28 protein-coding genes and 2 tRNA genes are annotated in these 22,660 nt (G+C 61.6%); 16 read left to right on the forward strand and 14 right to left on the reverse strand.

The window, feature by feature from the left end:
* The first annotated feature begins 10 nt into the window (after positions 1-10).
* The 10 genes from rplR to rplQ all read left to right on the forward strand — a co-directional run bounded on the left by rplR (position 11) and on the right by rplQ (position 6,790).
* Entirely contained in the window at positions 11-373 is a 363-nt protein-coding gene (gene rplR, locus AC1Z3V_RS24270) for a 50S ribosomal protein L18 (RefSeq protein ID WP_173516261.1), read from the forward strand.
* A 136-nt stretch (positions 374-509) separates the two neighbouring features.
* Positions 510-1,079 carry a 30S ribosomal protein S5 gene (rpsE, locus tag AC1Z3V_RS24275; RefSeq protein ID WP_173516262.1) on the forward strand — a complete coding sequence of 190 codons (570 nt, stop codon included), beginning with the start codon at positions 510-512 and terminating at the stop codon, positions 1,077-1,079.
* 12 nt (positions 1,080-1,091) lie between these two features.
* Positions 1,092-1,295, forward strand: a complete 204-nt coding sequence (gene rpmD / locus AC1Z3V_RS24280; RefSeq protein WP_057255581.1) for a 50S ribosomal protein L30 — start codon at positions 1,092-1,094, stop codon at positions 1,293-1,295.
* A gap of 13 nt (positions 1,296-1,308) precedes the next feature.
* On the forward strand, positions 1,309-1,779 hold the full coding sequence (rplO, locus tag AC1Z3V_RS24285) for a 50S ribosomal protein L15 (protein WP_057255582.1): 471 nt from the start codon (positions 1,309-1,311) through the stop codon (positions 1,777-1,779).
* Between the two features lie 234 nt (positions 1,780-2,013).
* Positions 2,014-3,354, forward strand: coding sequence for a preprotein translocase subunit SecY (gene secY, locus AC1Z3V_RS24290; RefSeq protein WP_429816700.1), 1,341 nt, complete (start codon positions 2,014-2,016; stop codon positions 3,352-3,354).
* Complete coding sequence (locus tag AC1Z3V_RS24295) at positions 3,351-3,929, forward strand: adenylate kinase (protein ID WP_483502173.1); 579 nt, start codon at positions 3,351-3,353, stop codon at positions 3,927-3,929. Before secY ends, AC1Z3V_RS24295 begins: the two co-directional genes overlap by 4 nt.
* Positions 3,930-4,161: 232 nt before the next feature.
* Positions 4,162-4,530 carry a 30S ribosomal protein S13 gene (gene rpsM / locus AC1Z3V_RS24300; protein WP_052638152.1) on the forward strand — a complete coding sequence of 123 codons (369 nt, stop codon included), beginning with the start codon at positions 4,162-4,164 and terminating at the stop codon, positions 4,528-4,530.
* A gap of 227 nt (positions 4,531-4,757) precedes the next feature.
* On the forward strand, positions 4,758-5,147 hold the full coding sequence (gene rpsK, locus AC1Z3V_RS24305) for a 30S ribosomal protein S11 (protein ID WP_003536496.1): 390 nt from the start codon (positions 4,758-4,760) through the stop codon (positions 5,145-5,147).
* Positions 5,148-5,250: 103 nt separating this feature from the next.
* Complete coding sequence (locus tag AC1Z3V_RS24310; RefSeq protein ID WP_034795592.1) at positions 5,251-6,261, forward strand: DNA-directed RNA polymerase subunit alpha; 1,011 nt, start codon at positions 5,251-5,253, stop codon at positions 6,259-6,261.
* 103 nt (positions 6,262-6,364) lie between these two features.
* Complete coding sequence (gene rplQ, locus AC1Z3V_RS24315; protein WP_429816708.1) at positions 6,365-6,790, forward strand: 50S ribosomal protein L17; 426 nt, start codon at positions 6,365-6,367, stop codon at positions 6,788-6,790.
* Between the two features lie 40 nt (positions 6,791-6,830).
* Here rplQ and msrQ read toward each other — a convergent pair whose 3' ends face one another.
* On the reverse strand, positions 6,831-7,493 hold the full coding sequence (msrQ, locus tag AC1Z3V_RS24320) for a protein-methionine-sulfoxide reductase heme-binding subunit MsrQ (RefSeq protein ID WP_483502177.1): 663 nt from the start codon (positions 7,491-7,493) through the stop codon (positions 6,831-6,833).
* A gap of 2 nt (positions 7,494-7,495) precedes the next feature.
* Complete coding sequence (gene msrP / locus AC1Z3V_RS24325) at positions 7,496-8,437, reverse strand: protein-methionine-sulfoxide reductase catalytic subunit MsrP (RefSeq protein ID WP_483502179.1); 942 nt, start codon at positions 8,435-8,437, stop codon at positions 7,496-7,498.
* 199 nt (positions 8,438-8,636) lie between these two features.
* Here msrP and AC1Z3V_RS24330 point away from each other — a divergent pair, with 199 nt between their 5' ends.
* From AC1Z3V_RS24330 to sugE, 3 genes are all read left to right on the forward strand, one after another.
* A complete protein-coding gene (locus tag AC1Z3V_RS24330; RefSeq protein WP_483502181.1) occupies positions 8,637-10,034 on the forward strand; it encodes a DegQ family serine endoprotease in 1,398 nt (465 codons plus the stop codon).
* Positions 10,031-11,344 carry a replication-associated recombination protein A gene (locus tag AC1Z3V_RS24335; protein ID WP_429816719.1) on the forward strand — a complete coding sequence of 438 codons (1,314 nt, stop codon included), beginning with the start codon at positions 10,031-10,033 and terminating at the stop codon, positions 11,342-11,344. Before AC1Z3V_RS24330 ends, AC1Z3V_RS24335 begins: the two co-directional genes overlap by 4 nt.
* Before the next feature lie 249 nt (positions 11,345-11,593).
* Positions 11,594-11,908, forward strand: a complete 315-nt coding sequence (gene sugE / locus AC1Z3V_RS24340; RefSeq protein WP_429816722.1) for a quaternary ammonium compound efflux SMR transporter SugE — start codon at positions 11,594-11,596, stop codon at positions 11,906-11,908.
* Positions 11,909-12,033: 125 nt separating this feature from the next.
* Here sugE and AC1Z3V_RS24345 read toward each other — a convergent pair whose 3' ends face one another.
* The 9 genes from AC1Z3V_RS24345 to AC1Z3V_RS24385 all read right to left on the reverse strand — a co-directional run bounded on the left by AC1Z3V_RS24345 (position 12,034) and on the right by AC1Z3V_RS24385 (position 18,808).
* Positions 12,034-12,819: an ATP12 family chaperone protein gene (locus AC1Z3V_RS24345; protein WP_483502183.1), complete on the reverse strand. Its 786-nt coding sequence runs from the start codon at positions 12,817-12,819 to the stop codon at positions 12,034-12,036.
* Positions 12,812-13,477, reverse strand: coding sequence for an HAD-IA family hydrolase (locus AC1Z3V_RS24350; protein ID WP_483502185.1), 666 nt, complete (start codon positions 13,475-13,477; stop codon positions 12,812-12,814). Before AC1Z3V_RS24350 ends, AC1Z3V_RS24345 begins: the two co-directional genes overlap by 8 nt.
* Entirely contained in the window at positions 13,477-14,469 is a 993-nt protein-coding gene (locus AC1Z3V_RS24355) for an RluA family pseudouridine synthase (protein WP_483502186.1), read from the reverse strand. Before AC1Z3V_RS24355 ends, AC1Z3V_RS24350 begins: the two co-directional genes overlap by 1 nt.
* Positions 14,470-14,681: 212 nt before the next feature.
* Positions 14,682-15,059, reverse strand: a complete 378-nt coding sequence (gene crcB / locus AC1Z3V_RS24360) for a fluoride efflux transporter CrcB (RefSeq protein ID WP_483502188.1) — start codon at positions 15,057-15,059, stop codon at positions 14,682-14,684.
* 23 nt (positions 15,060-15,082) lie between these two features.
* Entirely contained in the window at positions 15,083-15,916 is an 834-nt protein-coding gene (gene fghA, locus AC1Z3V_RS24365) for an S-formylglutathione hydrolase (protein WP_483502189.1), read from the reverse strand.
* Between the two features lie 24 nt (positions 15,917-15,940).
* Positions 15,941-16,588 carry a DUF1345 domain-containing protein gene (locus AC1Z3V_RS24370; protein ID WP_429816734.1) on the reverse strand — a complete coding sequence of 216 codons (648 nt, stop codon included), beginning with the start codon at positions 16,586-16,588 and terminating at the stop codon, positions 15,941-15,943.
* A 49-nt stretch (positions 16,589-16,637) separates the two neighbouring features.
* On the reverse strand, positions 16,638-17,078 hold the full coding sequence (locus tag AC1Z3V_RS24375; RefSeq protein ID WP_429816736.1) for a YaiI/YqxD family protein: 441 nt from the start codon (positions 17,076-17,078) through the stop codon (positions 16,638-16,640).
* Between the two features lie 135 nt (positions 17,079-17,213).
* Complete coding sequence (locus AC1Z3V_RS24380) at positions 17,214-18,341, reverse strand: S-(hydroxymethyl)glutathione dehydrogenase/class III alcohol dehydrogenase (RefSeq protein ID WP_483502192.1); 1,128 nt, start codon at positions 18,339-18,341, stop codon at positions 17,214-17,216.
* A 68-nt stretch (positions 18,342-18,409) separates the two neighbouring features.
* Positions 18,410-18,808 (reverse strand): helix-turn-helix domain-containing protein, encoded by a 399-nt coding sequence (locus AC1Z3V_RS24385; RefSeq protein ID WP_483502193.1) that lies wholly within the window; start codon positions 18,806-18,808, stop codon positions 18,410-18,412.
* 347 nt (positions 18,809-19,155) lie between these two features.
* On the opposite strand from AC1Z3V_RS24385, the gene AC1Z3V_RS24390 reads away from it, so the two are divergent.
* Positions 19,156-20,094: a DMT family transporter gene (locus tag AC1Z3V_RS24390; protein ID WP_483502195.1), complete on the forward strand. Its 939-nt coding sequence runs from the start codon at positions 19,156-19,158 to the stop codon at positions 20,092-20,094.
* 6 nt (positions 20,095-20,100) lie between these two features.
* On the opposite strand, the gene lipB is transcribed toward AC1Z3V_RS24390, so the two are convergent.
* The gene (lipB, locus tag AC1Z3V_RS24395; RefSeq protein ID WP_483502196.1) at positions 20,101-20,820 is read right to left on the reverse strand and encodes a lipoyl(octanoyl) transferase LipB; all 720 of its coding nucleotides are present in this window, start codon (positions 20,818-20,820) and stop codon (positions 20,101-20,103) included.
* 194 nt (positions 20,821-21,014) lie between these two features.
* Here lipB and AC1Z3V_RS24400 point away from each other — a divergent pair.
* Positions 21,015-21,099 (forward strand) — tRNA-Leu (locus AC1Z3V_RS24400).
* 367 nt (positions 21,100-21,466) lie between these two features.
* Positions 21,467-21,551, forward strand: a tRNA-Leu gene (locus tag AC1Z3V_RS24405).
* 146 nt (positions 21,552-21,697) lie between these two features.
* On the opposite strand, the gene AC1Z3V_RS24410 is transcribed toward AC1Z3V_RS24405, so the two are convergent.
* Together AC1Z3V_RS24410 and AC1Z3V_RS24415 are read right to left on the reverse strand one after the other, a co-directional pair.
* Positions 21,698-21,967 carry a hypothetical protein gene (locus AC1Z3V_RS24410; RefSeq protein ID WP_429816748.1) on the reverse strand — a complete coding sequence of 90 codons (270 nt, stop codon included), beginning with the start codon at positions 21,965-21,967 and terminating at the stop codon, positions 21,698-21,700.
* Between the two features lie 48 nt (positions 21,968-22,015).
* Positions 22,016-22,525, reverse strand: a complete 510-nt coding sequence (locus AC1Z3V_RS24415; protein WP_483502198.1) for a peptide deformylase — start codon at positions 22,523-22,525, stop codon at positions 22,016-22,018.
* Between the last annotated feature and the right edge of the window lie 135 nt (positions 22,526-22,660).

Genomic DNA, 22,660 nt, shown 5'->3' on the forward strand with positions numbered 1-22,660 from the left:
ATCACGCGAAATGGCTAGCAGGAAAGATACTCTTGTGCGTCGCGCCAACCGCGTGCGCCGTCAAATCAAGGCGGTCGCCAACGGCCGCCCGCGCCTGTCGGTTCATCGCTCGTCGAAGAACATCTACGCGCAGATCATCGATGACGTTGCCGGCAAGACCCTTGCTTCGGCATCGACCCTCGACACGGATCTGCGGTCTTCTCTGAAGACCGGCGCAGACACGGCAGCCGCTTCGGCTGTCGGCAAGCTCCTGGCGGAGCGTGCTTCGAAGGCTGGCGTCAAGGACGTTGTCTTTGATCGCGGCGCCTTCATCTACCACGGCCGCGTCAAGGCGCTGGCCGAGGCAGCCCGCGAAGGCGGCTTGAACTTCTAAGTTCGTTGGCCCGGGCGTAACCGCCCGGGCTTTCCAGCCGGTTTCGCAAATCTCCAGCCGTCTTCATCTCGAAAAAGAGGGGAGGCGGTCTCGTCAATCTGCCGATTGCACCCGGAAAAGAAAAAGGAAGAGGACAATGGCACAAGAAAAAAGAGGTTCTCGCGAAGATCGCCAGAACCGCGAAGAGCGCGACAGCGAATTTGTCGATAAGCTCGTAGCAATTAACCGCGTCGCCAAGGTGGTGAAGGGCGGTCGTCGTTTCGGTTTCGCCGCTCTCGTCGTCGTTGGCGACCAGAAGGGCCGCGTCGGCTTCGGTCATGGCAAGGCACGCGAAGTGCCGGAAGCCATCCGCAAGGCCACGGAAGCTGCCAAGCGCGACCTGATTTTCGTCCCGCTGCGCGGTGGTCGTACCCTGCATCACGACGTTCATGGCCGTCACGGCGCCGGCAAGGTGCTGCTGCGTTCGGCCAAGCCCGGTACCGGTATCATCGCCGGTGGTCCGATGCGCGCCGTCTTCGAAACGCTCGGCGTTCATGACGTCGTTGCAAAGTCGACCGGTTCGTCGAACCCCTACAACATGGTTCGCGCAACCTTCGACGCCCTCAAGAACCAGATGCACCCGAAGGACATCGCAGCTCAGCGCGGCATCAAGTACGCCACGCTCCAGGCTCGTCGTGTTTCCTCCGGCGCTGCTTCCGAAGAATAAGGGAGCTGACAGATGGCTAAGAAAGAAGTTGCCAAGAAGACGGTTACCGTCGAGCAGATCGGTAGCCCCATTCGCCGTCCGGCCGTACAGCGTCAGACGCTCATCGGTCTGGGCCTCAACAAGATGCACCGGGTTCGCACGCTGGAAGACACCCCGTCTGTTCGCGGCATGATCCGGACCGTCCAGCACCTCGTTCGCGTCGTCGACGAGAAGTGAGGGGGATAAGCTCATGAAACTGAATGAAATCAAGGACAACGAAGGCTCGACCCACAGCCGCAAGCGTCTCGGCCGTGGTATCGGCTCGGGCTCCGGCAAGACGGCCGGCCGCGGTGTCAAGGGTCAGAAGGCTCGTTCGGGCGTTGCCATCAACGGCTTCGAAGGCGGTCAGATGCCGATCTACCGTCGTCTGCCGAAGCGCGGCTTCAACAACATCTTCGCTTCGGAGTTCGTTGTCGTGTCGCTCGGCCGTATCCAGACGGCAATCGACGCCAAGAAGCTCGACGCTTCGAAGACCGTCGATGCAGCCGCTCTCAAGGCCGCTGGCGTCATCCGTCGCGAAAAGGACGGCGTCCGCGTTCTCGCCGACGGCGAACTGAAGGCGAAGGTTTCGATCGAAGTCGCTGGCGCTTCCAAGTCGGCGATCGAGAAGATCGAAAAGGCCGGCGGTTCGGTCAAGCTGCTCGCAGCCGCTGCTGAATAATATTACTGATGAACCGCCCGGGGTGCTTCACTCCGGGCGGTTTTGCTCCCATATGTGAGCCTCACGTCCGCAGCCGGCGAATCGCTCGCCGCGGCGGACATAGCGGAAACCACGGTGAGGCATCCGATTGCAGACACAATCGCCTCGCGTCCGGTTTTCAAGACGAAAAGTTACTCCTTCCGGAACGGACCGGGTGTTCCCGCTGATTCCGAGATTTGGTACGCGGAGAATTGCATGGCTTCTGCAGCGGAACAGCTCGCCTCGAACCTGAATTTCTCGACTTTCGCCAAGGCGGAAGATCTGAAGAAACGGCTTTGGTTCACGCTTGGTGCGCTTCTGGTTTACCGTCTTGGCACCTATATCCCGCTGCCCGGTCTCAACCCGGAAGCTTTTGCACAGGCCTTCCAGGGCCAGAGCGGCGGCATTCTCGGCCTCTTCAACATGTTTTCGGGTGGCGCCGTGCAGCGCATGGCGATCTTTGCGCTCGGCATCATGCCCTATATCTCTGCTTCGATCATCGTTCAGCTGATGACCTCCGTCGTTCCGGCGCTGGAGCAGTTGAAGAAGGAAGGCGAGCAGGGCCGCAAGATCATCAACCAGTACACCCGCTACGGCACGGTGCTTCTCGGTACGGCGCAGGCTTATGCCATCGCTGCCGGCCTTGAGAGCGGCAACGGCCTCGTCAACGATCCGGGTTGGTTCTTCCGCATTTCGACGGTCATCTCGCTGCTCGGCGGCACCATGTTCCTGATGTGGCTCGGTGAGCAGATCACGTCGCGCGGTATCGGCAACGGCATCTCGCTGATCATCTTCGCCGGTATCGTCGCCCACCTGCCGACGGCTCTCGCCGGCACGCTCGAACTCGGCCGCACCGGCGCGCTCTCGACGCCGCTGATCCTCGCGATCATCATCATGGTCGTTGCCGTCATTGCGCTCATCGTCTTCGTCGAGCGGGCACAGCGCCGGCTTCTGATCCAGTATCCGAAGCGACAGGTTGGCAACCGCATGTTCCAGGGCGACACCTCGCACCTGCCGCTGAAGCTCAACACTTCGGGCGTCATCCCGGCGATCTTCGCTTCCTCGCTGCTGCTGCTGCCGGCGACGCTTGCAGGCTTCGCCAACACGGCGACGCTGCCGGGTTGGGCCACGACCATCGTTGGCGCGCTCGGTCACGGCAAGCCGCTCTACATGGTTCTCTACGGAGCGATGATTGCGTTCTTCGCCTTCTTCTATACGGCGATCGTCTTCAATCCGAAGGATACGGCCGACAATCTCAAGAAGCACGGCGGCTTCATTCCGGGCATCCGTCCGGGCGAGCGCACGGCTGAATATATCGATTACGTCCTGACGCGCATCACCGTTATCGGCGCGGTCTACCTGATGTTCGTCTGCATTCTGCCGGAAGTTCTGATTTCGCAGACCGGCGTGCCGTTCTACCTTGGTGGTACGTCGCTTTTGATTGTTGTCAGCGTGACCCTCGATACTGTAGCACAGATCCAGGGCCATCTCATCGCACAGCAATATGAGGGGCTGATCAAGAAGTCGAAGCTGCGCGGAGGAAAGAGGGGACGATGAGACTGATATTTTTGGGACCGCCGGGCGCTGGCAAGGGGACTCAGGCCAAGCTTCTGACGGAGAGATACGGCATTCCGCAGCTTTCCACAGGCGATATGCTGCGGGCCGCCGTTGCCCAGGCGACTGACGTTGGCAAGCGCGCCAAGGCAGTGATGGACGCCGGCCAGTTGGTATCGGACGAGATCGTCAACGAAATCGTGTCGGATCGCATCGATCAGCCGGATTGTGCCAAGGGTTTCATCCTCGATGGCTACCCGCGCACGGTTCCGCAGGCGATTGCCCTCGACAAGATGCTGGAAAGCAAGGGGCTGAAGCTCGATGCGGTCATCGAGCTGAAGGTCGACGAGGCGGCCCTTGTAAAGCGGATGGAGAATCGCGTAGCGGAGACCATCGCTGCGGGAGGTACGGTCCGTTCGGATGACAATCCGGAAGCCTTCAAGCGTCGCCTGGCGGAATACCGGGAAAAGACCGCGCCGCTCTCCGAGCATTATGCCGGTACCGGTCAACTGAGAACGGTCGATGGCATGGCGGACGTGACCGCTGTCACCGCAGAGATCGAGAAGATTCTGGCTTAGACACTGGTCTTTGCCGAAAAGGAGCCGCCGGGGAGTTGACTTTTCCGGCCGATTCCGCCAAAGACAGCGCCAACTCGCGACATGAGAGCGATCGGCGCGGTCTTCAAAGAAAATGAAGTCCGGGTGCGGTCGTTTTTGACGTGTCTCGAACCTCAATCAACGTGCGGCTCTTCGAGGTCGCGTAACGAAGCACCTATTGCCGGATGGCAACTGGAACGCAAGGAGAATAGACGTGGCACGTATCGCTGGCGTCAACATCCCGACGGCGAAGCGCGTAGTTATCGCGCTGACCTACATTCACGGGATCGGCCCGAAATTCGCACAGGAAATCGTCGAGAAGGTCGGTATTCCGGCTGACCGTCGCGTGCATCAGCTGACGGACGCTGAAGTCCTGCAGATCCGCGAAACGATCGACCGCGACTACCAGGTCGAAGGTGACCTGCGTCGCGAGACCTCGATGAACATCAAGCGCCTGATGGACCTCGGCTGCTACCGCGGCCTGCGTCACCGTCGTGGCCTGCCGGTTCGTGGTCAGCGCACCCACACCAACGCCCGCACCCGCAAGGGTCCGGCGAAGGCGATTGCCGGTAAGAAGAAGTAATTTCCCGAAAAGGGAGATTGGGAGGCTGGCGTCAGGCGCCGGCCTCCTTTTGCAGTTTGGTAAGGCGCTTGCCTGACCGCCGTCCGGCCGAATGGCCGGATGTTGAGGCCGAAGATTGGGTATTCCGCTCTTCGGGGAAATGAAGATGCAGGGCAGGGGACGACAAATCCTTTTCCCGGTGGAGCCGCTGGAATTACGGCGGTGCAGAGATCTAAGAAAGGGATCCTATGGCCAAGGAAGCCACCCGCGTTCGCCGCCGCGAACGCAAGAACATCACGTCTGGCGTTGCACACGTCAATTCGTCGTTCAACAACACGATGATCACCATCACCGACGCACAGGGCAACGCGATTGCCTGGTCGTCTGCCGGTGCAAAGGGTTTCAAGGGCTCGCGTAAGTCGACCCCGTTTGCCGCACAGATCGCCGCTGAAGACTGCGCCAAGAAGGCTCAGGAACACGGCATGAAGTCGCTGGAAGTTGAAGTTTGCGGTCCGGGTTCCGGCCGTGAATCCGCTCTTCGCGCACTGCAGGCTGCGGGCTTCATGATCACCTCGATCCGCGATGTGACCCCGATCCCGCACAACGGCTGCCGTCCGCGCAAGAAGCGCCGCGTCTGATCATATGCATTCAACATGCCGGTGAGGGTGCATCCGCGCTCTCCCGGTCTTCGGGGCTCGGTTGTCACGATTGGATGGTGGCAACGAACGGAAGGCAGAAAACATGATCCAGAAGAATTGGCAGGAACTGATCAAGCCGAACAAGGTGGAGTTCGTCTCCTCCGGCCGCACCAAGGCAACGCTGGTTGCGGAACCGCTTGAACGCGGCTTTGGCCTGACGCTCGGCAACGCGCTTCGCCGCGTGCTTCTGTCGTCGCTGCGCGGTGCAGCTGTCACCGCAGTGCAGATCGACGGCGTTCTGCACGAGTTCTCCTCTATCCCGGGCGTCCGGGAAGATGTGACGGACATCGTGCTCAACATCAAGGAAATCGCCATCAAGATGGATGGCGACGACGCAAAACGCATGGTCGTGCGCAAGCAGGGTCCGGGCGTTGTTACCGCCGGTGACATCCAGACGGTTGGCGATATCGAAATCCTCAACCCGAACCATGTGATCTGCACCCTCGACGAGGGCGCGGAGATCCGCATGGAGTTCACCGTCAACAACGGCAAGGGCTACGTGCCGGCTGATCGCAACCGTTCGGAAGATGCTCCGATCGGCCTGATCCCGGTCGACAGCCTGTACTCGCCGGTCAAGAAAGTGTCCTACAAGGTGGAAAACACCCGCGAAGGCCAGGTTCTTGACTATGACAAGCTGACGATGTCCATCGAGACGGACGGTTCCGTCACCGGTGAAGATGCGATCGCTTTTGCCGCCCGCATCCTTCAGGACCAGCTGTCGGTCTTCGTCAACTTCGACGAGCCGCAGAAGGAAGCAGAGGAAGAGGCCGTTACCGAACTCGCCTTCAACCCGGCGCTTCTCAAGAAGGTCGACGAACTGGAACTTTCGGTCCGTTCGGCCAACTGCCTGAAGAACGACAACATCGTCTACATCGGCGACCTCATTCAGAAGACCGAAGCAGAAATGCTCCGCACGCCGAATTTTGGTCGCAAGTCGCTGAACGAAATCAAGGAAGTTCTCGCTTCCATGGGCCTGCACCTCGGCATGGAAGTGCCGTCCTGGCCGCCCGAGAACATCGAAGATCTCGCCAAGCGTTACGAAGACCAATACTAACAGATAAAGGCAGCTTGTTCTGCCTTTCCCCGTCAAACAGCAGGTGTTGCACCTGTATGTGCCAGGAAACGGCAGGCAAAGCCTGCATTGAAGGAGAATAGCCATGCGCCACGCAAAAGCCGGCCGCAAGCTGAATAGAACCGCCAGCCACCGCAAGGCGATGTTTGCCAACATGGCAGCTTCGCTGATCGAACACGAGCAGATCGTTACGACCCTGCCGAAGGCCAAGGAAATCCGCCCGATCGTCGAGAAGCTCGTCACGCTCGGCAAGCGCGGTGACCTGCACGCTCGCCGTCAGGCGATCTCGCAGATCCGCGACGCCGCCGTCGTTTCGAAGCTGTTCGACACGATCGCATCGCGCTACGCCACCCGCAACGGCGGCTACCTGCGCATCATGAAGGCCGGCTTCCGCCACGGCGATAACGCCGCGCTCGCCGTCATCGAATTCGTCGACCGCGACGTCTCGGCAAAGGGTGCGAAGGATCTCGCCCGCGTTGCTGCAGAAGCTGAAGCTGCCGAAGCAGCCTAAGCCGATCGAAGGCAGAGAAACAAAAGCGGCCGGGTGGCGATCACCCGGCCGCTTTTTCTATGGGCTGTCGTCTGATCGGCCCATTGGCCGCCTGACGTTTGCGGCGCAGATAGGGCTTGCGCACCAGCCGCCAGGCGATGAGCGTGGCGACCAGCCCCAGATAGAGCATCTGCTCGGGGCCCACGACCTTCACCGACATCGAAAAATGCAGGGCGCCGGCTGCGGCGATGACATAGGCGAGCCGGTGCAGCGTATTCCACCGGGTCCCGAGCCTGCGAATCGACCAATTGTTGGACGTCAATGCCAGCGGGATCAACATCACGAGCCCGGCCATGCCGATGGTGATGAACGGGCGTCGGCCGATATCGGTGAGGATCGCCGGAATGTTCAGCACCTGATCGAGCAGTATGTAGGCGAGAAAGTGCATCAGCACGTAATAGAAGGCGAGCAGTCCGAGTGCCCGGCGGTAGCGAAGCCAATTGATGCCGAAAATGTCGCGGATCGGCGTGATCGCCAGGGTCGCGACGAGAAAGCGAAGCGCCCAGAGACCAAGCAGGTGCTCGAATTCCTTGACCGGATTTCCAGGGAGTTGCCCGGTGGCGCCGAGATAGAAACCGTAGCCTGCCGGCAGCAGGCCCAGGCCATAAAGTGCCCATACCGAGGCCGAGTGGTAGCGTTTCGGGAGGGCAGGCAGATGGGCCATGATCAATAATTCGCTCTGAGGTCCATGCCGGCATAGAGGCTGGCAACCTCATCGGCATAGCCATTGAAGGGCAGGGTGTCGCGACGATTGGAGCCGAAGAAGCCACCGCCACCGATGCGGTTCTCCGTCGCCTGGCTCCAGCGCGGGTGATCGACGGCCGGGTTGACGTTGGCATAGAAGCCGTATTCGTGCGGGGCCGAGAGGTTCCAGGTGGAGGGCGGTTGCGTTTCGGTGAGCGAAATCCGCACGATCGACTTGATCCCCTTGAAGCCGTATTTCCAGGGGGTAACGAGCCGGATCGGCGCCCCGTTCTGGTTGGGAAGGGTCTTGCCGTAGACGCCGACGGACAAGAGAGTGAGCGGGTGGCGGGCTTCATCCAGCCTCAACCCTTCGCGATAGGGCCAGGGCAGCGGCTGAAAGAAGCCGGATTGGCCCGGCATCTCCGCGGGGCGTACGACCGTTTCGAACGAAACATACTTGGCGCTGCCAAGCGGCTCGACCCTGTCGAGCAGGGTCGAAAGCTGGAAGCCGGTCCAGGGGATCACCATCGACCATGCCTCGACGCAGCGCATGCGATAGACGCGTTCCTCGATCGGGAACTTCAGCAGATCTTCCAGCCCGAACTCCTGCGGCTTGCCGACGAGGCCGTCGACCTTCACCGTCCAGGGCGTCGGTTTGAAGCTGCCGGAATTGGCGGCGGGATCGCCCTTGCCGGTCCCGAATTCATAGAAGTTGTTGTAGCCCGTGACGTCGGCCTCCGGGGTCAGATCCTCGTCGACGACGTATTTGCCTTTCGGTGCGCTGAGCGCAGCCGCCATACCTGAACTGCTTCCGGCGAGGAGAATGCCGCCGGCGGCTGCGCCCAGGAATGTGCGACGGTTGATGAAGATATTCTCCGGGGTGATTTCGGAGGAAACGATTCGCGGCGGACGATAGGATGGCATGGTCTTATCCGAGAGTGGTTTATCAGCCTTGGCTTGTAAGAACTCAGCAGACTTTCGATCACCGTGAAAGGGGTGCCGAACCACGTTTTCGTGCGTAGCGCGTGAAGCCGGCAAGTTTGCGTATCTTGCGCCAACATTTGCCTTTTTTCCCGCGAAATCCTATCTGAACGTAGCCGCGACGAATAGGAGAATGCTTCACATGATCGTTAGTCGAAGAGCGCTTGCCGCGCTCGTCATTGCTGTTTCTCTTGCCTGTCCGGCCTTGGCTGAAGAGGCCAAGACCGTTCCACAGTCGCGCACCGAAATGCAGCTTTCCTTCGCGCCGCTCGTCAAGCAGACGGCAAATGCGGTCGTCAATGTCTACGCCGAACGGGTCGTCGAGCGCCGCTCGATCTTTTCCGGCGATCCCTTCTTCGAGGAATTCTTCGGTCAGCGGATGCCGAACCGTTCGGAAAAGCAATCCTCGCTCGGCTCCGGCGTGATCGTCGGCAAGAACGGCGTCGTCGTGACCAACAATCACGTGATCGAGGGCGCCGACGACATCAAGGTGGCGCTGGCAGATGGCCGCGAGTTTCCCTGCAAGATCGTGCTCAAGGATGACCGGCTCGACCTGGCGGTGCTGAAGATCCAGTCGGACGGTCCGTTCGAGATCGTCCCGCTCGGCGATTCCGATGCGGTCGAAGTCGGCGATCTCGTTCTGGCGATCGGCAATCCCTTCGGCGTCGGCCAGACGGTAACGAGCGGCATCGTCTCGGCACTCGCGCGCAACCAGGTCTCGTCGGGCGATTTCGGCTTCTTCATCCAGACGGATGCGGCAATCAACCCGGGCAATTCCGGCGGTGGCCTCATCGATATGAATGGCCAGCTCATCGGCATCAACACCGCGATCTTCTCCAAGGGTGGCGGCTCGAACGGCGTCGGCTTCGCCATCCCGGCCAATCTGGTGAAGGTTTTCGTCGCCTCCGCCGAAGGCGGCAACGGCACCTTCGTGCGTCCCTTCATCGGCGCAAGCTTCGAACCGGTGACCTCTGAAGTCGCCGAGGCTCTTGGTCTCAACCGCGCCCGTGGCGCGCTGGTGACTGCTGTCGTGGCGGGTGGCCCGGCCGAACAGGCGGGCATCAAGCCGGGGCAGGTGATCACCGCCGTCAACGGCATCGACGTCGAGCACCCGGATGCACTCGGCTACCGCCTGACAACGGTCGGAATCGGTCACGAAGCCCGCGTCACCGTATCGGAAAACGGCAAAACCCGTGACGTGACGCTGAAGCTCGATCGGGCGCCCGAGACGTCGCCGCGCGACGAACGGTTGATCGAAGGGCGCAACCCCTTCGCCGGCGCGGTCGTCGCCAACCTGTCGCCGCGTCTTGCCGACGAGTTGCGAATGTCGACCTCGCTGCAAGGGGTCGTCGTCATGGAGGTCAACCGCGGCTCGCCTGCGGCACGCATCGGCCTGGAGCCGAAGGACATCGTGCGTTCGGTCAACGGCACCGCAATCGACACGTCCAAGACATTGGAGCATGTGCTGGCCGATGATGCCTCCTTCTGGCGCGTCGAAATCGAGCGGGACGGTCAACTTATCCGTCAGTTCTTCCGATGAGCGATCTCTTCTCCGCCTCCGAACCTCCTGAGATGGCGTCGGCAAGACCGCTCGCCGACAGACTTCGTCCGCGCACGCTTGCCGAAGTCACCGGTCAGGAGCACCTGACCGGCGACGATGGCGTGCTGTCGCGCATGATCGCGTCGGGTTCACTTGGATCGATGATCTTCTGGGGGCCGCCGGGTACCGGCAAGACGACCGTGGCGCGGTTGCTTTCGGGGGAGGCGGGGCTCGCCTTCGAGCAGATCTCCGCCATCTTCTCCGGTGTCGCCGATCTCAAGAAGGTGTTCGAAGCGGCGCGCGCGCGGCGCATGTCCGGCCGGCAGACCCTGCTGTTCGTCGACGAGATCCACCGCTTCAATCGCGCCCAGCAGGATAGCTTCCTGCCCGTCATGGAAGACGGCACCGTCATTCTCGTCGGTGCAACGACGGAAAACCCGTCCTTCGAGCTCAATGCCGCTCTGTTGTCCCGCGCCCGCGTGTTGACGTTCAAGCCGCATGGCGAAGACAGCATCCAGGAGCTGCTGTCGCGAGCCGAGCAGGCGGAAGGCAAGACGCTGCCGCTTGATGTGGATGCGCGTGCCAGCCTGATCCGCATGGCAGATGGCGATGGCCGGGCGGCACTGACACTGGCCGAGGAAGTCTGGCGGGCGGCCCGGCGCGACGAAATCTTCGATGCGGCAGCACTTCAGAATATCGTGCAAAGGCGGGCCCCGGTCTACGACAAGGGCCAGGACGGCCACTACAATCTGATTTCCGCACTGCATAAGTCGGTACGCGGCTCCGATCCGGATGCGGCCCTCTATTACCTCTGCCGTATGTTCGACGCGGGCGAGGACCCGCTTTATCTTGGGCGCCGCCTGGTGCGCATGGCGGTCGAAGACATCGGCCTTGCCGACCCTCAGGCGCTGGTGATCTGCAACGCCGCCAAGGACGCCTATGATTATCTCGGTTCGCCGGAGGGCGAACTGGCGCTCGCCGAGGCGTGCGTCTATCTGGCGACCGCGCCGAAGTCGAATGGCGTTTACACCGCCTATAAGGCGGCGATGCGCGCCGCGAAGGAGAACGGCTCGCTGCTGCCGCCGAAGCACATCCTCAATGCACCGACCAAGCTGATGAAAGGCGAAGGCTACGGCGACGGCTATCGTTACGATCACGACGAACCGGATGCTTTCTCTGGCCAGGATTATTTTCCGGAAAAGATGGGCCGACAGACCTTCTACGACCCGCCGGAGCGCGGTTTCGAGCGCGAAATCCGTAAGCGGCTGGAATGGTGGGCGAAACTGCGCCGGGAGCGCAATGCTCCCTAGTGCCTATCCGAGACTGCAAAAGACCGCTTCCCTTGCGAAATACCTGGCTCGTCGGACCCCCCGCTTGTGTTCAAGGAATGCGTGAAGCGACCTAGCTTTGCCACCGGTGCAGAGCTGATCTGCCCGTGGGTGCCTTGCTGTCGGTATCGGGGTGTGAGATAGAGCCTGCATTGCAGACGGCTGCACGGTTCGCAAAGTCGATACCGAACATCCGCGGGGACGGCCTCGCTCCAACCTTGGGAGTTTGACATGGCCTGGTTCCTTCTTCTGCTTGCCGGTTTCCTCGAAATCGGCTGGGCAATCGGTCTCAAATACACGGATGGCTTTACGCGCGTCACGCCGACGATCCTGACAGTAGGGTCGATGATCCTCAGTATCGTGCTGCTCGGTCTTGCCGTGCGCAGCCTGCCTCTCGGCACGGCCTACGCGGTCTGGACCGGTATCGGCACCGTCGGCACGGTCATCCTCGGCATCTTCCTGTTCGCTGAGCCGGCGACCTTCATCCGCCTCGGCTGCATCGCGCTCATCGTCAGCGGCATTGCCGGGCTGAAGCTCGCTGCCTAACGCTGCGTACTGCATTGTCGTAGCGTCAGGCTCTCGAAGCGGCAGCCACAGTTACAAACGAAGCGGGCTGCGCGTCATGAAGGACGTGCAGCCCGCAATCGTATTCTGCGATATCGCGTTTTCTTTTAACGCAGGGCGTCGAGCACCGCGGCGGTCGCCTGCATTTCCTGCCAGCGGTTCTCCCGCCGGCGGAAGGCCTCTTCGTCGGTTCCCCAATGCTCGATCTGCCAGTCCTCGTCCACATGCGCGGCCGTCCAGGCCTCTTCGGCGGAGAGCCTGCCCGAGGCGAAGGCGAGCGCCAGCAGGGCCGAGCCCGTCAGGCTCGTCACCGTGTGGATGCAGGTGAGGCCGAGCGGCGTTGCGAAGGCACGCAAGCCTTCCGCATAGGCAGCGAGCGCTTCTTCCGGCTGTTCCTGATGGATCACGCCTTCGGCAAGGATGAAGCGGGCGCCGAGCGTTTGTTGCGCCCAATCGAGCACCGGATTCCAGATCTCGTTCTGGCGGGCGACGAGACCTTCCGGACTGTCGGCGCGGTAGCAGAGCATATCGGTTCCGGCGAAGCGCAGGATGTCGTCGAAGACCGAGCGCTGGTCCTTGGCGACGCCGTCGAGCGCCGTGTTGACGATGCGGGTGACCGGCATCTGGCCGGGGTCGATGACCTCGGTCTGTGCCTCCCATTCGGCGGCGAGAATCTCCGCGAGCTTCAGCGTCGGCACGGCAAGCGGCTGTTTTGCCGGCGTGCGTACCGTCCGGCCATCGAGCAGCACGCTGTACGTATCTCCGTCGGCTGCAGCGACGCTGACCTCTTTGTAGAAGCGCTTCGGCAGCGGTTTCAGCATCTGGATCTGTGCGCGGCGGACCGGATCCTCGTGGCTCATCGCACCGCTGAGTTCGTCGCGAATATCAGGCATGATTGTGTTCCATCCATTCAATGATGTCAGCCGGCGTCTGGGCAACGAAATCCGCGCCTGCCTCGATGAGATCAGGGACGGACGCATAACCCCAGGCGACGCCGATGGCGGCAGCACCGGCTGCCTTGGCCATCTGCATGTCGTAGATCGCGTCGCCGATGACGACCGTATCCTTCGCATCGATGCCGGCTTCCGAGCAGCACTCCGTCACCATTGCCGGATGCGGCTTGGAGGGGCAATCGTCGGCCGTACGGGAAACGAAGAAGATGCTGTCGAAGCCGTGGGTTGCCGCGATATGGGTCAGGCCGCGCCGCGACTTTCCGGTGACGGCGCCGATCACTAGTTCATTGCGCGACGAGAGCGTCTGCATCATGTCGGCGATGCCCGGAAACAACAGCTCCTGGAAGCCGGCTTCGCCGCGCACGCCGGCGAAAATCGCCTTATAGTGTGCCGTCATCGCCAGCGCCAGGTCGTCGACGTGCTCACGGCCGAGCAAGCGGGCAATGGCGATGTCGAGTGTCAGGCCGATGATGCCTTTGGTCACCGAAAGGGGTGGGCGCTCGAGATCGAACGCTTCAAAGGTGCGCGCCATCACTTCATGGATCAGGCCACCGCTGTCGACCAGTGTCCCGTCACAGTCGAAGAGAGCCAGTTTCATCAGTCTTCCTCGTTCGCAGCATTCTCGTCGAAACCGAGCAGGTTCCAGCTCTGCACCATGTGCGGCGGCAACGGCGCGGTCACCTGCAGACGACCGCCGTTCGGATGCGGGATGTCGATGTGCCGGGCATGCAGGTGCAACCGGTTCTGAATACCGCCCGGGAACGACCAGTTGATGTCGGCGTCGAAGTATTTGGGATCGCCGATGATCGGATGACCGATATGGGCTGCGTGCACGCGCAGCTGATGGGTGCGGCCGGTATAGGGCTCCATCTCCAGCCAGGCGAGGTTCTGGCCGGCCTGTTCGACGATCCGGTAGTAGGAGATCGCGTGATCGGCGCCGTCGTCGCCGTGCTTGGCAATACGCATGCGGTCGCCATCCGGCGTCTGTTCCTTGACGAGCCAGGTGGATATCCGGTCTTCACGCTTGCGCGGCACGCCTTTCACAAGGGCCCAATAGGTCTTCTTGGTGTCACGCTCGCGGAAGGCGGCCGTCAGTTGCTGGGCGGCACCGCGAGTGCGGGCGATCACCAGTACGCCCGAGGTGTCGCGGTCGAGCCGGTGCACCAGGCGCGGCTTTTCACCCTTCTGGTTGGTCCAGGCCTCGAGCATCTTGTCGATATGACGGCTGACGCCGGAGCCGCCCTGGACGGCAAGGCCGGCAGGCTTGTTCAGCACGATGACCTTCGCATCCTCGTGCAGCACCATGCGCGACAGAAGCTCGCCATCCGGAGAATGCCTGAGATCGCGGCCACCGATCGGGCCGGTCTTGGTCTCCTTTGGGTCGACGCCGAGCGGCGGAATGCGGATCGTCTGGCCGGGCTGGATGCGGGTGTCGGATTTGGCGCGCGCGCCATCGACGCGAATCTGGCCGGAGCGCAAGAGCTTCTGCAGCGGACCGAAGCCCAGCCCGGGAAAGTGCACCTTGAACCAGCGGTCGAGGCGCATGCCGGCCTCGTCACCATCGACTTGTCTGTGTTCTATACCTGCCATTTGAGCGAACCTGCCTTCTGTTTCCGCAGCGTCGCGCGTCAGTCCGAAGCTCCTGCGCAGGGATGGACGCAGGAAAACGCTTCAGGCGCGCAAGGGCTGCCGTAATCCTTTAGCCGCTGCATAACGATGCCCTCGAAGCGATGACGGTCGAGGACCAATGCAGTAACGCGCCGCGTTTCTCTTCGGAGACGCAGCGCCCGTAGGAGCAGCCTTTAGACTATTGCGCGCACCAGAGCCAGCCCGCAGAAGACCGCCAAGATCGAAAGCGCGACGCTGGCGATGATATAGACGATGGAGAGCATGACATCGCCGCGCTCGGCGAGCGTGATTGCGTCCAGCGAGAAGGCGGAGAAGGTCGTGTAACCACCGAGAACACCGGTGATGAGGAACACGCGCATTTCCGCCGACGCGCCGAACTTGCGCATGATCATCTCCGCCAACAGGCCGATCAGGAACGAGCCTGTGATATTGACCCCGAGGGTGCCCCACGGGAAGCTGGGCCCGAAGCGGTGGATAGCCCAGAGACCGGCAATGTAGCGCAAGATCGAGCCGATTGCGCCACCGGCGCCGACGAGAAAGAGGTGGGTCATCAGTCGCTCCGGGTCAAATCGGCTCAGGCCAGCCGGTCGGCATGCCACTTCAGATGATCGTCCATGAAGGTCGAGATGAAGTAATAGGAGTGGTCGTAGCGCTCATGCATGCGCAGCGTCAGATCGATGCCTGTGCCCTTCACGGCGTCTTCGAACAGCCAGGGGCGCAATCCGTTTTCGAGGAAGCTGTCTGCCTTGCCCTGGTCGATCAGGAATTCGGGGAAGCGTGCGCCGTCCTGGACGAGGGCGCAGGCATCATATTGCCGCCAGGCTGCGCGATCGGTTCCAAGGTACTTCTCGAAGGCGCCGATCGACCAATCAGCCGTCGAAGGCTCGACGATCGGCGCGAATGCCGAGCAGCTCCTGAAGCGGTCCGGGTGCTTGAGTGCGATCGTCATCGCACCGTGACCGCCCATTGAATGTCCGAAGATCCCTTGGCGGCTCATGTCCATGCGAAAGTGCTGGCTGACATAGGCGGGCAGCTCTTCGGTGATGTAGGTGTACATCTGATAGTGCTCGGCCCAGGGCTTCTCGGTGGCGTCGAGATAGAACCCGGCACCTTTGCCCATCTGCCAATTCGTCAGCTCGTCGGGCACGTCGGCGCCGCGCGGGCTGGTGTCCGGGCAGACGATGATGAGACCGAGTTCGGAGGCCATGCGCCGGTATTCGCCCTTCTCCATGACGTTCGCATGCGTGCAGGTGAGGCCGGACAGGTACCAGACGACCGGCCTCGGCTCCTTGATCGCCTGTGGCGGCACGAAAACGGCGAAGGTCATCTCACCCTTGCAGGCCTCGGACTCGTGCGAAAAGACGCCCTGCATGCCGCCGAAGGCGGTGTTTTGCGAAAGGACTTTCATGGGATGCTCCTTGGATAATGATGCTCAGCCGGCAAGCTGCACGGCCGCGTTGACGGCGGCGGCGACGAGCACGGTGTTGAAGAAGAACGAAACGACGGCGTGCATCAGGTTGATACGCCGCATGGTCGTCGTCGTGATGGCGACATCAGATGTTTGCGCCGTCATGCCGACGACGAAGGAAAAATAGAGGAAGTCATAACCGCCAGGATCGGGGGTCCCGGGAAAATCGAGGCCGCGCGCCGGCTCCGCCGCCTGCTGATTCTGGTCAGCCACCCAGTAGACATGGGCATAGTGCATGGCGGCCATCATGTGGATCGTCGCCCAGCCAAGCACGACGGAGGCAAAGGCGAGGGCGAGGGCCAGTGCGGAGCCCGTTTGCTGGGCGTTGAGCGCAATGAACAGCGAGACGAGTGCAGTTGCGGCGGCCGCGAATGTTACAAGGAAGATGACGGCTTCCGGCTCGTCGGTGTTGCGGGCATGCGTTTTCAGATGTCTGCCCGTCATCATTCGCAAGCGCCGCCAACTCATGAAGAGATAGACGCAGAAAAAGGTGATGGCAGCGACCACGAGGACAAAGGGGCGCGCAACGAACCAGAGGACTGGTACGGTCAGAACTCCGCAGAAGAGGGCGGTGTAGAAGGGCCAGTGCCTGAGCCTTGTCGTCGCTTTCATTGAAATGCCCCTGCGATTGCAGTTGCCCGCGGGCTTGCTCGTCGCACCGTCATTTTTTCGACTGGCGTGCGAGTCGGTCAAGTGTTTCAAGAAAGGCAGAGCGATCCCGTGGGGTGAAGGCGGCGTTGTAGCCCTTGCTCTCGCCGGTTTCGCGCAGATGTTGGCCGAGATCACGCATGGCGGACGCCATGCCGATATTGGTCTTGTCGAAGAGGCGGCCCGAAGGACCGGTGACCAGCGCGCCGGCGACAACGCAGCGCGCGGCCAGCGGCACGTCGGCGGTGACGACAATATCGCCCTCATGCGCCCGTTCCGCGATCCAATTGTCCGCGGCGTCGAAGCCCGCCGAGACGATGACGTTGTGCACCATCGGGTCGCGCGAAGGACGCAGGCCGGAATTGGCGACGAAAGTCACCTCAATTTCATGGCGCTCGGCCACTTTCAGGATTTCCGCCTTCACCGGGCAGGCATCGGCATCGACATAGATCATCTTGAATCAGTTTCTTAACGGGACTGAAAAAGGCGCCGGAAATCAATCGACTCCGGCGCCGTTCTGAATTGGATTGTGAAACAATTCCAGGAAAAATGTGAAGTGGTTTCCGCCCGGAATTGCGTCACTTGGCGGTTAGTAAAGAACGACCGAGCGGATGCTTTCGCCGGAATGCATCAGCCCGAAGCCCTTGTTGATGTCTTCGAGCGGCATCACGTGGGTGATCATCGGGTCGATCTCGATCTTGCCCTGCATGTACCAGTCGACAATCTTCGGCACGTCGGTGCGGCCGCGGGCGCCACCGAAGGCGGTGCCCATCCACTGACGGCCGGTGACGAGCTGGAACGGTCGGGTCGAGATCTCCTGGCCGGCGCCGGCGACGCCGATGATCACCGACTTGCCCCAGCCGCGGTGGGCCGATTCCAGCGCCTGGCGCATCACCTTGGTGTTGCCGGTGCAGTCGAAGGTGTAGTCGGCGCCACCGATCAGGTCGCCATGGCGTTTCGTCATGTTGACGAGATAGGGCACGATGTCGTCGCCGACCTCCTTGGGGTTGACGAAGTGGGTCATGCCGAACTTCTCACCCCAGGCCTTCTTGTCGTTGTTGAGATCGACGCCGATGATCATGTCGGCACCGGCAAGCCGGAGGCCCTGGATGACGTTGAGGCCGATGCCGCCGAGACCGAAGACGATCGCGGTCGCGCCGATCTCCACCTTGGCGGTGTTGATGACCGCGCCGATGCCGGTGGTGACGCCGCAGCCGATGTAGCAGATCTTGTCGAACGGCGCCTCCGGGTTGACCTTGGCAACGGCGATCTCCGGCAGCACCGTGTAGTTGGCGAAGGTCGAGCAGCCCATATAGTGGTGGATCTTGTCCTTGCCGATCGAGAAGCGCGAGGTGCCGTCCGGCATCAGGCCCTGGCCTTGCGTCGCGCGGATCGCCGTGCAGAGGTTGGTCTTCCGGCTCAGGCAGGAATAGCATTCCCGGCACTCGGGCGTGTAGAGCGGGATGACGTGATCGCCCGTCTTCACGCTGGTGACGCCCGGGCCGACGTCGACGACGATGCCGGCGCCCTCATGGCCGAGGATCGCCGGGAACAGGCCCTCCGGGTCGGCACCGGACAGGGTGAAGTCGTCGGTGTGGCAGAGGCCGGTGGCCTTGACCTCGATCAGCACCTCGCCGGCCCGCGGGCCGTCGAGCTGAACCGTCATGACCTCGAGCGGCTTGCCGGCCTGAACGGCAACGGCGGCGCGTACGTCCATTTAATTTCTCCCTTGAGCAAAAATGGTTTCGGGCCACCAGGACGGCGGCCCGTTGGAATCGGTAATAGCTAACGAATGTTCTGTTGAACGCGATTGAGTTCCATCTCAAGAGCCGCGATGGCCTTGCCGGTCTGTTCATGCAGCTTCTTGACCAGTGCAAGCTGCTCGCGAAGACTGTCGCGCTCGTCGTCGCACGTGTCTGAGTCCGGGGCCTTGCCGAGGCCGGCAATCAGCCAGGCGGGCGTAACGCCCAGCACGCCGGCCAGCAGAAACAGCCGGTTCGTCCGGGGTTCGGCGCGATCGCGCTCCCAGGCTGAGACCGTTTCGGCGCGCACTCCAAGCTGGTCTGCAAGATCCTTGGTGCTGAGGTTGGCGGCATCGCGCGCCCTCCAGATGCGTCCACCCAGCGTGTCACCGTCGCTGGTGTCTCGCAGGCGAGCAATCATCGTTTCGGTGGACAAGCGCATGGATATCTCCTTTGCCACGGTTACGCTCAAAGGTCCCGGAGATCCGGCAGACAGCCGCTTTTGATTTCCGGGGCGGAAGATGGTCCTGAACTTATAGGCATTTGACTGGCGAGGGACCACCCCGAAGCGCCAAAAACACCGTCAATTGCGGCTTACTGCATGTCTCTTTAAACCGACCTCGATTCGAGGACGAAGACAGGCAGCAAATCAAAGTGCTACAGCGACCTTTGCGCGTCTGATAAAACGCGCGGCGCTGCAGGCGCGGATAGTTCGTTCTCCGTCTTGTCTTCTGCCGTTGAAAACCACAGCGTCGCCACTAATCTGCCGCGGCCAACCGGAGCTTGCCCATGACCGACGCCCGAACCGCGGCTGCCGAGCCTGCCAATACCGTGATGCAAGGCGTCGCCATCATGCTCTTTGCGATGGTCATCTTGCCCGGCATGGATGTGATCGCGAAATATATGGCCGTTTATGAAGGCATGTCGCCCGGCCAGGTAACCTTCTATCGCTTCTTCTTCCAGCTGGTGGCGACGTTGCCCATGCTTCTCAGCGCCGGCGGCCTGCGGGCGCTGAAGCCGAAGCGTCCCTGGGCCAATCTGCTGCGCGGCGTGCTGCTGGCAACCGCCGCCTTGTTCTTTTTCATTTCCGTGAAGTACATGCCTTTGGCCGACACCTTTGCCATCTACTTCGTCGAGCCCTTCATCCTCACCTGCCTTTCGGCCGTGTTTCTCAAGGAGAAGGTCGGCTGGCGGCGCTGGCTGGCGATCGTCGTCGGCTTTGGTGGGGCGATGATCGTCATCCAGCCGAGCTTCGCGGTATTCGGCCTGACGGCATTGCTGCCGGTTGCCTGCGCCTTTGTGTTTGCCTGCTATCTGCTTCTCAATCGTGCGGTCGGTACCGGCGACTCGCCGCTGACGATGCAGACCATCGCCGGTATCGGCGGCACATTGATGATGGCGCTGGTGATCCTGATCGGCAACGGCATGGGGAGTGCGGACTTCGTGCCGTCCTTGCCCCATTCGGCACTTGGGTGGACGCTGGTGGTCGTGCTCGGCACGCTTTCCGGCTACGGCCACCTGCTTGTCGTCAAGGCCTTCAGAGCGGCGCCTGTCTCCTTGCTGGCGCCATTCCACTATTTCGAGATCGTCACGGCGACGGCGCTCGGCTATCTCATCTTCGGAGATTTCCCATCGCTTTCCAAATGGCTCGGCATCGCCATTATCGTCGGCTCTGGCCTCTTCATCATCTGGCGCGAGCGGCAGGCCGGGCGACGGGCAGCAAACTAGGCGGGTTCAGGCCCCGTCGCTCTTCGTCGGGCCGAACACGCTCTCGAAGGCTTCGCGCAGACGGATGTCCACGTCCGGCATCATGACCGGCAGACCAAGGTCGACGAGGCTCGTGACACCATAACCGCGGATACCGCAGGGCACGATGCCGCCGAAATGGTCGAGGTCCGGATCGACGTTTAGCGCGAAGCCGTGAAAGCTCACCCATTTGCGCAGGCGGATCCCGATTGCGGCAATCTTGTCTTCTGCCATGGAGCCATCGGGCAGGGCTGGCTTTTCCGGGCGGCGAACCCAGACGCCGACCCGATCCTCGCGGCGCTCGCCTCTGACATTCATGGAATCGAGCGTGGAGATGACGACGCTCTCCAGCGCGGCGACGAAGGCGCGCACGTCCTGTCGCCGGCGCTTGAGGTCGAGCATGACGTAAACAACGCGCTGCCCCGGACCATGATAGGTGTATTCGCCGCCGCGACCGGTCGCGAAAACCGGAAAGCGATCTGGCATCACCAGGTCGGCGGCATCGGCGCTGGTTCCGGCCGTATAAAGCGGCGGATGCTCGACCAGCCAGACGAGTTCGTCGGCCGTTCCGGCGGCGATCGCGGCGGCTTCCCGCTCCATCAATTCGACGGCCTGTGGATAATCGACCAGTTCGGAGGCGATCCGCCAGCGAACCGGCGGTGATTCCGGAGGGGCGAACATGTCCTGGCTCAGATTTTCACGCTGCATTCGCTGGGCATTCCTGTTTTTCAGAGCCTGTACATGGGATGGCGTGAGACAAGAGTCCAGCGTTTCCAAGGCTTCCCGAGCGGGCTGTTGAAATAGTTTCATTTCCCGTCAAATTTCTGTCGTCATCCTCTTGTGCCCCCCAGGGGCTTTTGCTACATGCAGCCGCGTCGGCGCAAGTCGGCACCTACCACGATGCGGTCGTGGCGGAATTGGTAGACGCGCAGCGTTGAGGTCGCTGTGGGGCAACCCGTGGAAGTTCGAGTCTTCTCGACCGCACCAAAAAAAAGCCCGGCTTCGGCCGGGTTTTTTGTTTTTTATCTTCAGCTTAGCGAAACGGCGTATTGCCCGGGCAGCACGTTTCCGATCAAGGGCAGGCGTTCGACAAGGCGGGACGAAGCTCGTTCGCCTTGCTCGCGATTGGTCGAGGGCTGCCGCGATGCAAACGGCCGGTCTCGGCGCGGTGGCCGATAACGTGCGTGCGCACTTGGTCTGCGCGAGGCGGCCGGGCCCTGGCCTCTTCACACCGAAACGCGACGGCTGCTGCGTTCCGTCGCGATCGTCCAAATTGTGCACAGCCGTCCCTTGTGCACCTCGGGGGCTTTTGCTAAATGCAGCCCCGCTGGCGCGAGTCGGCAGCTACCACGATGCGGTCGTGGCGGAATTGGTAGACGCGCAGCGTTGAGGTCGCTGTGGGGCAACCCGTGGAAGTTCGAGTCTTCTCGACCGCACCAAAAAAACCCGGCTTCGGCCGGGTTTTTTGTTTGTAAATCCAGCAGTTAGCTTTGAACACACGCGTGCCCTGTGCCGGCGCCTTGCGTTCGTCTGCACCGTCGATCGCAAGGCGCCTTTCAGGTCGAACACGACTCCGCGGCTCTCGTCAGCTGTTACCGGCCGGCCCGCTCTGGTCCATGCGGCGCCGGACGAGCTTGTAGCTGTGATCGGGCTGAACCTCGTAGGTTTCGTAGACCATTTGCCCTTCATACATGAAGCGGTTCTGGACCATCGTGCCGGGAGCGGCCTGCGTCTTTCTCTTGCTCGCGTTCTCGCCGTAGGTCAGGCTTTCGGGCAGGGGTTCAAGGCTCTGCTGGGCACTGTTGCAACCGGCAAGAGCCAGGAGGCCGATGACTGCAAGATATTTTGGCTTCATTGTCAGATCCTTGGTGGAGTCATTGGATACTGTCTACGGGGCACGGCTCTAGCCGCGTGTCTGTTCCCTTGTCAGCTTTTCGAATTTCTTGATCGCCCGATCGCGTTTCAGGCGCGAGAGGCGCTGGGTCCAGAATATGCCGTCGAGCTGGTCGATCTCGTGCTGCAGGCAAATCGCCATCAGCCCTTCGGCCTCTTCTTCGATTGTCTCGCCGGAGAGTGCCTGAAAGCGAACCCGCACCGCTTGCGGACGTTCGATGTCTTCCGTGACCCCCGGCATCGAAACGCTGCCTTCAGCATGTTTCATGAGCTGGGCAGAGTGCCAGACGATCTCCGGATTGACGTAGATCCTAACGCCGCTCTCCTGGTCGAGCTCGATAACGGTCACCCGCTGAAGGACACCGATATGCGTCGCGGTGATGCCGATACCCGGCGCCGCGCGCATCGTGTCGAGAAGATCGCCCGCAAGGGCCTCGAGCGTCGCGTCAAAGCGGGTGACGCTGTCCGCCTTCCGGCTCAGCATTTGGTTTGGAAAGCGGACAATGGGGCGGATCGCCATCAGATATTCCTCGACTGCAGCGGTCTGGGCGGCGCGGTTGTCCCGTCGAAGAACGCAAGAGGCACCGTAAACCTTGATCTGCTGTTTCGCTCGCTGAAATCGATTCCGGCTCCAGGGAACGAAGAAAAGTGCTAA

The organism is Ensifer sp. 38_S197, from assembly GCF_056924495.1.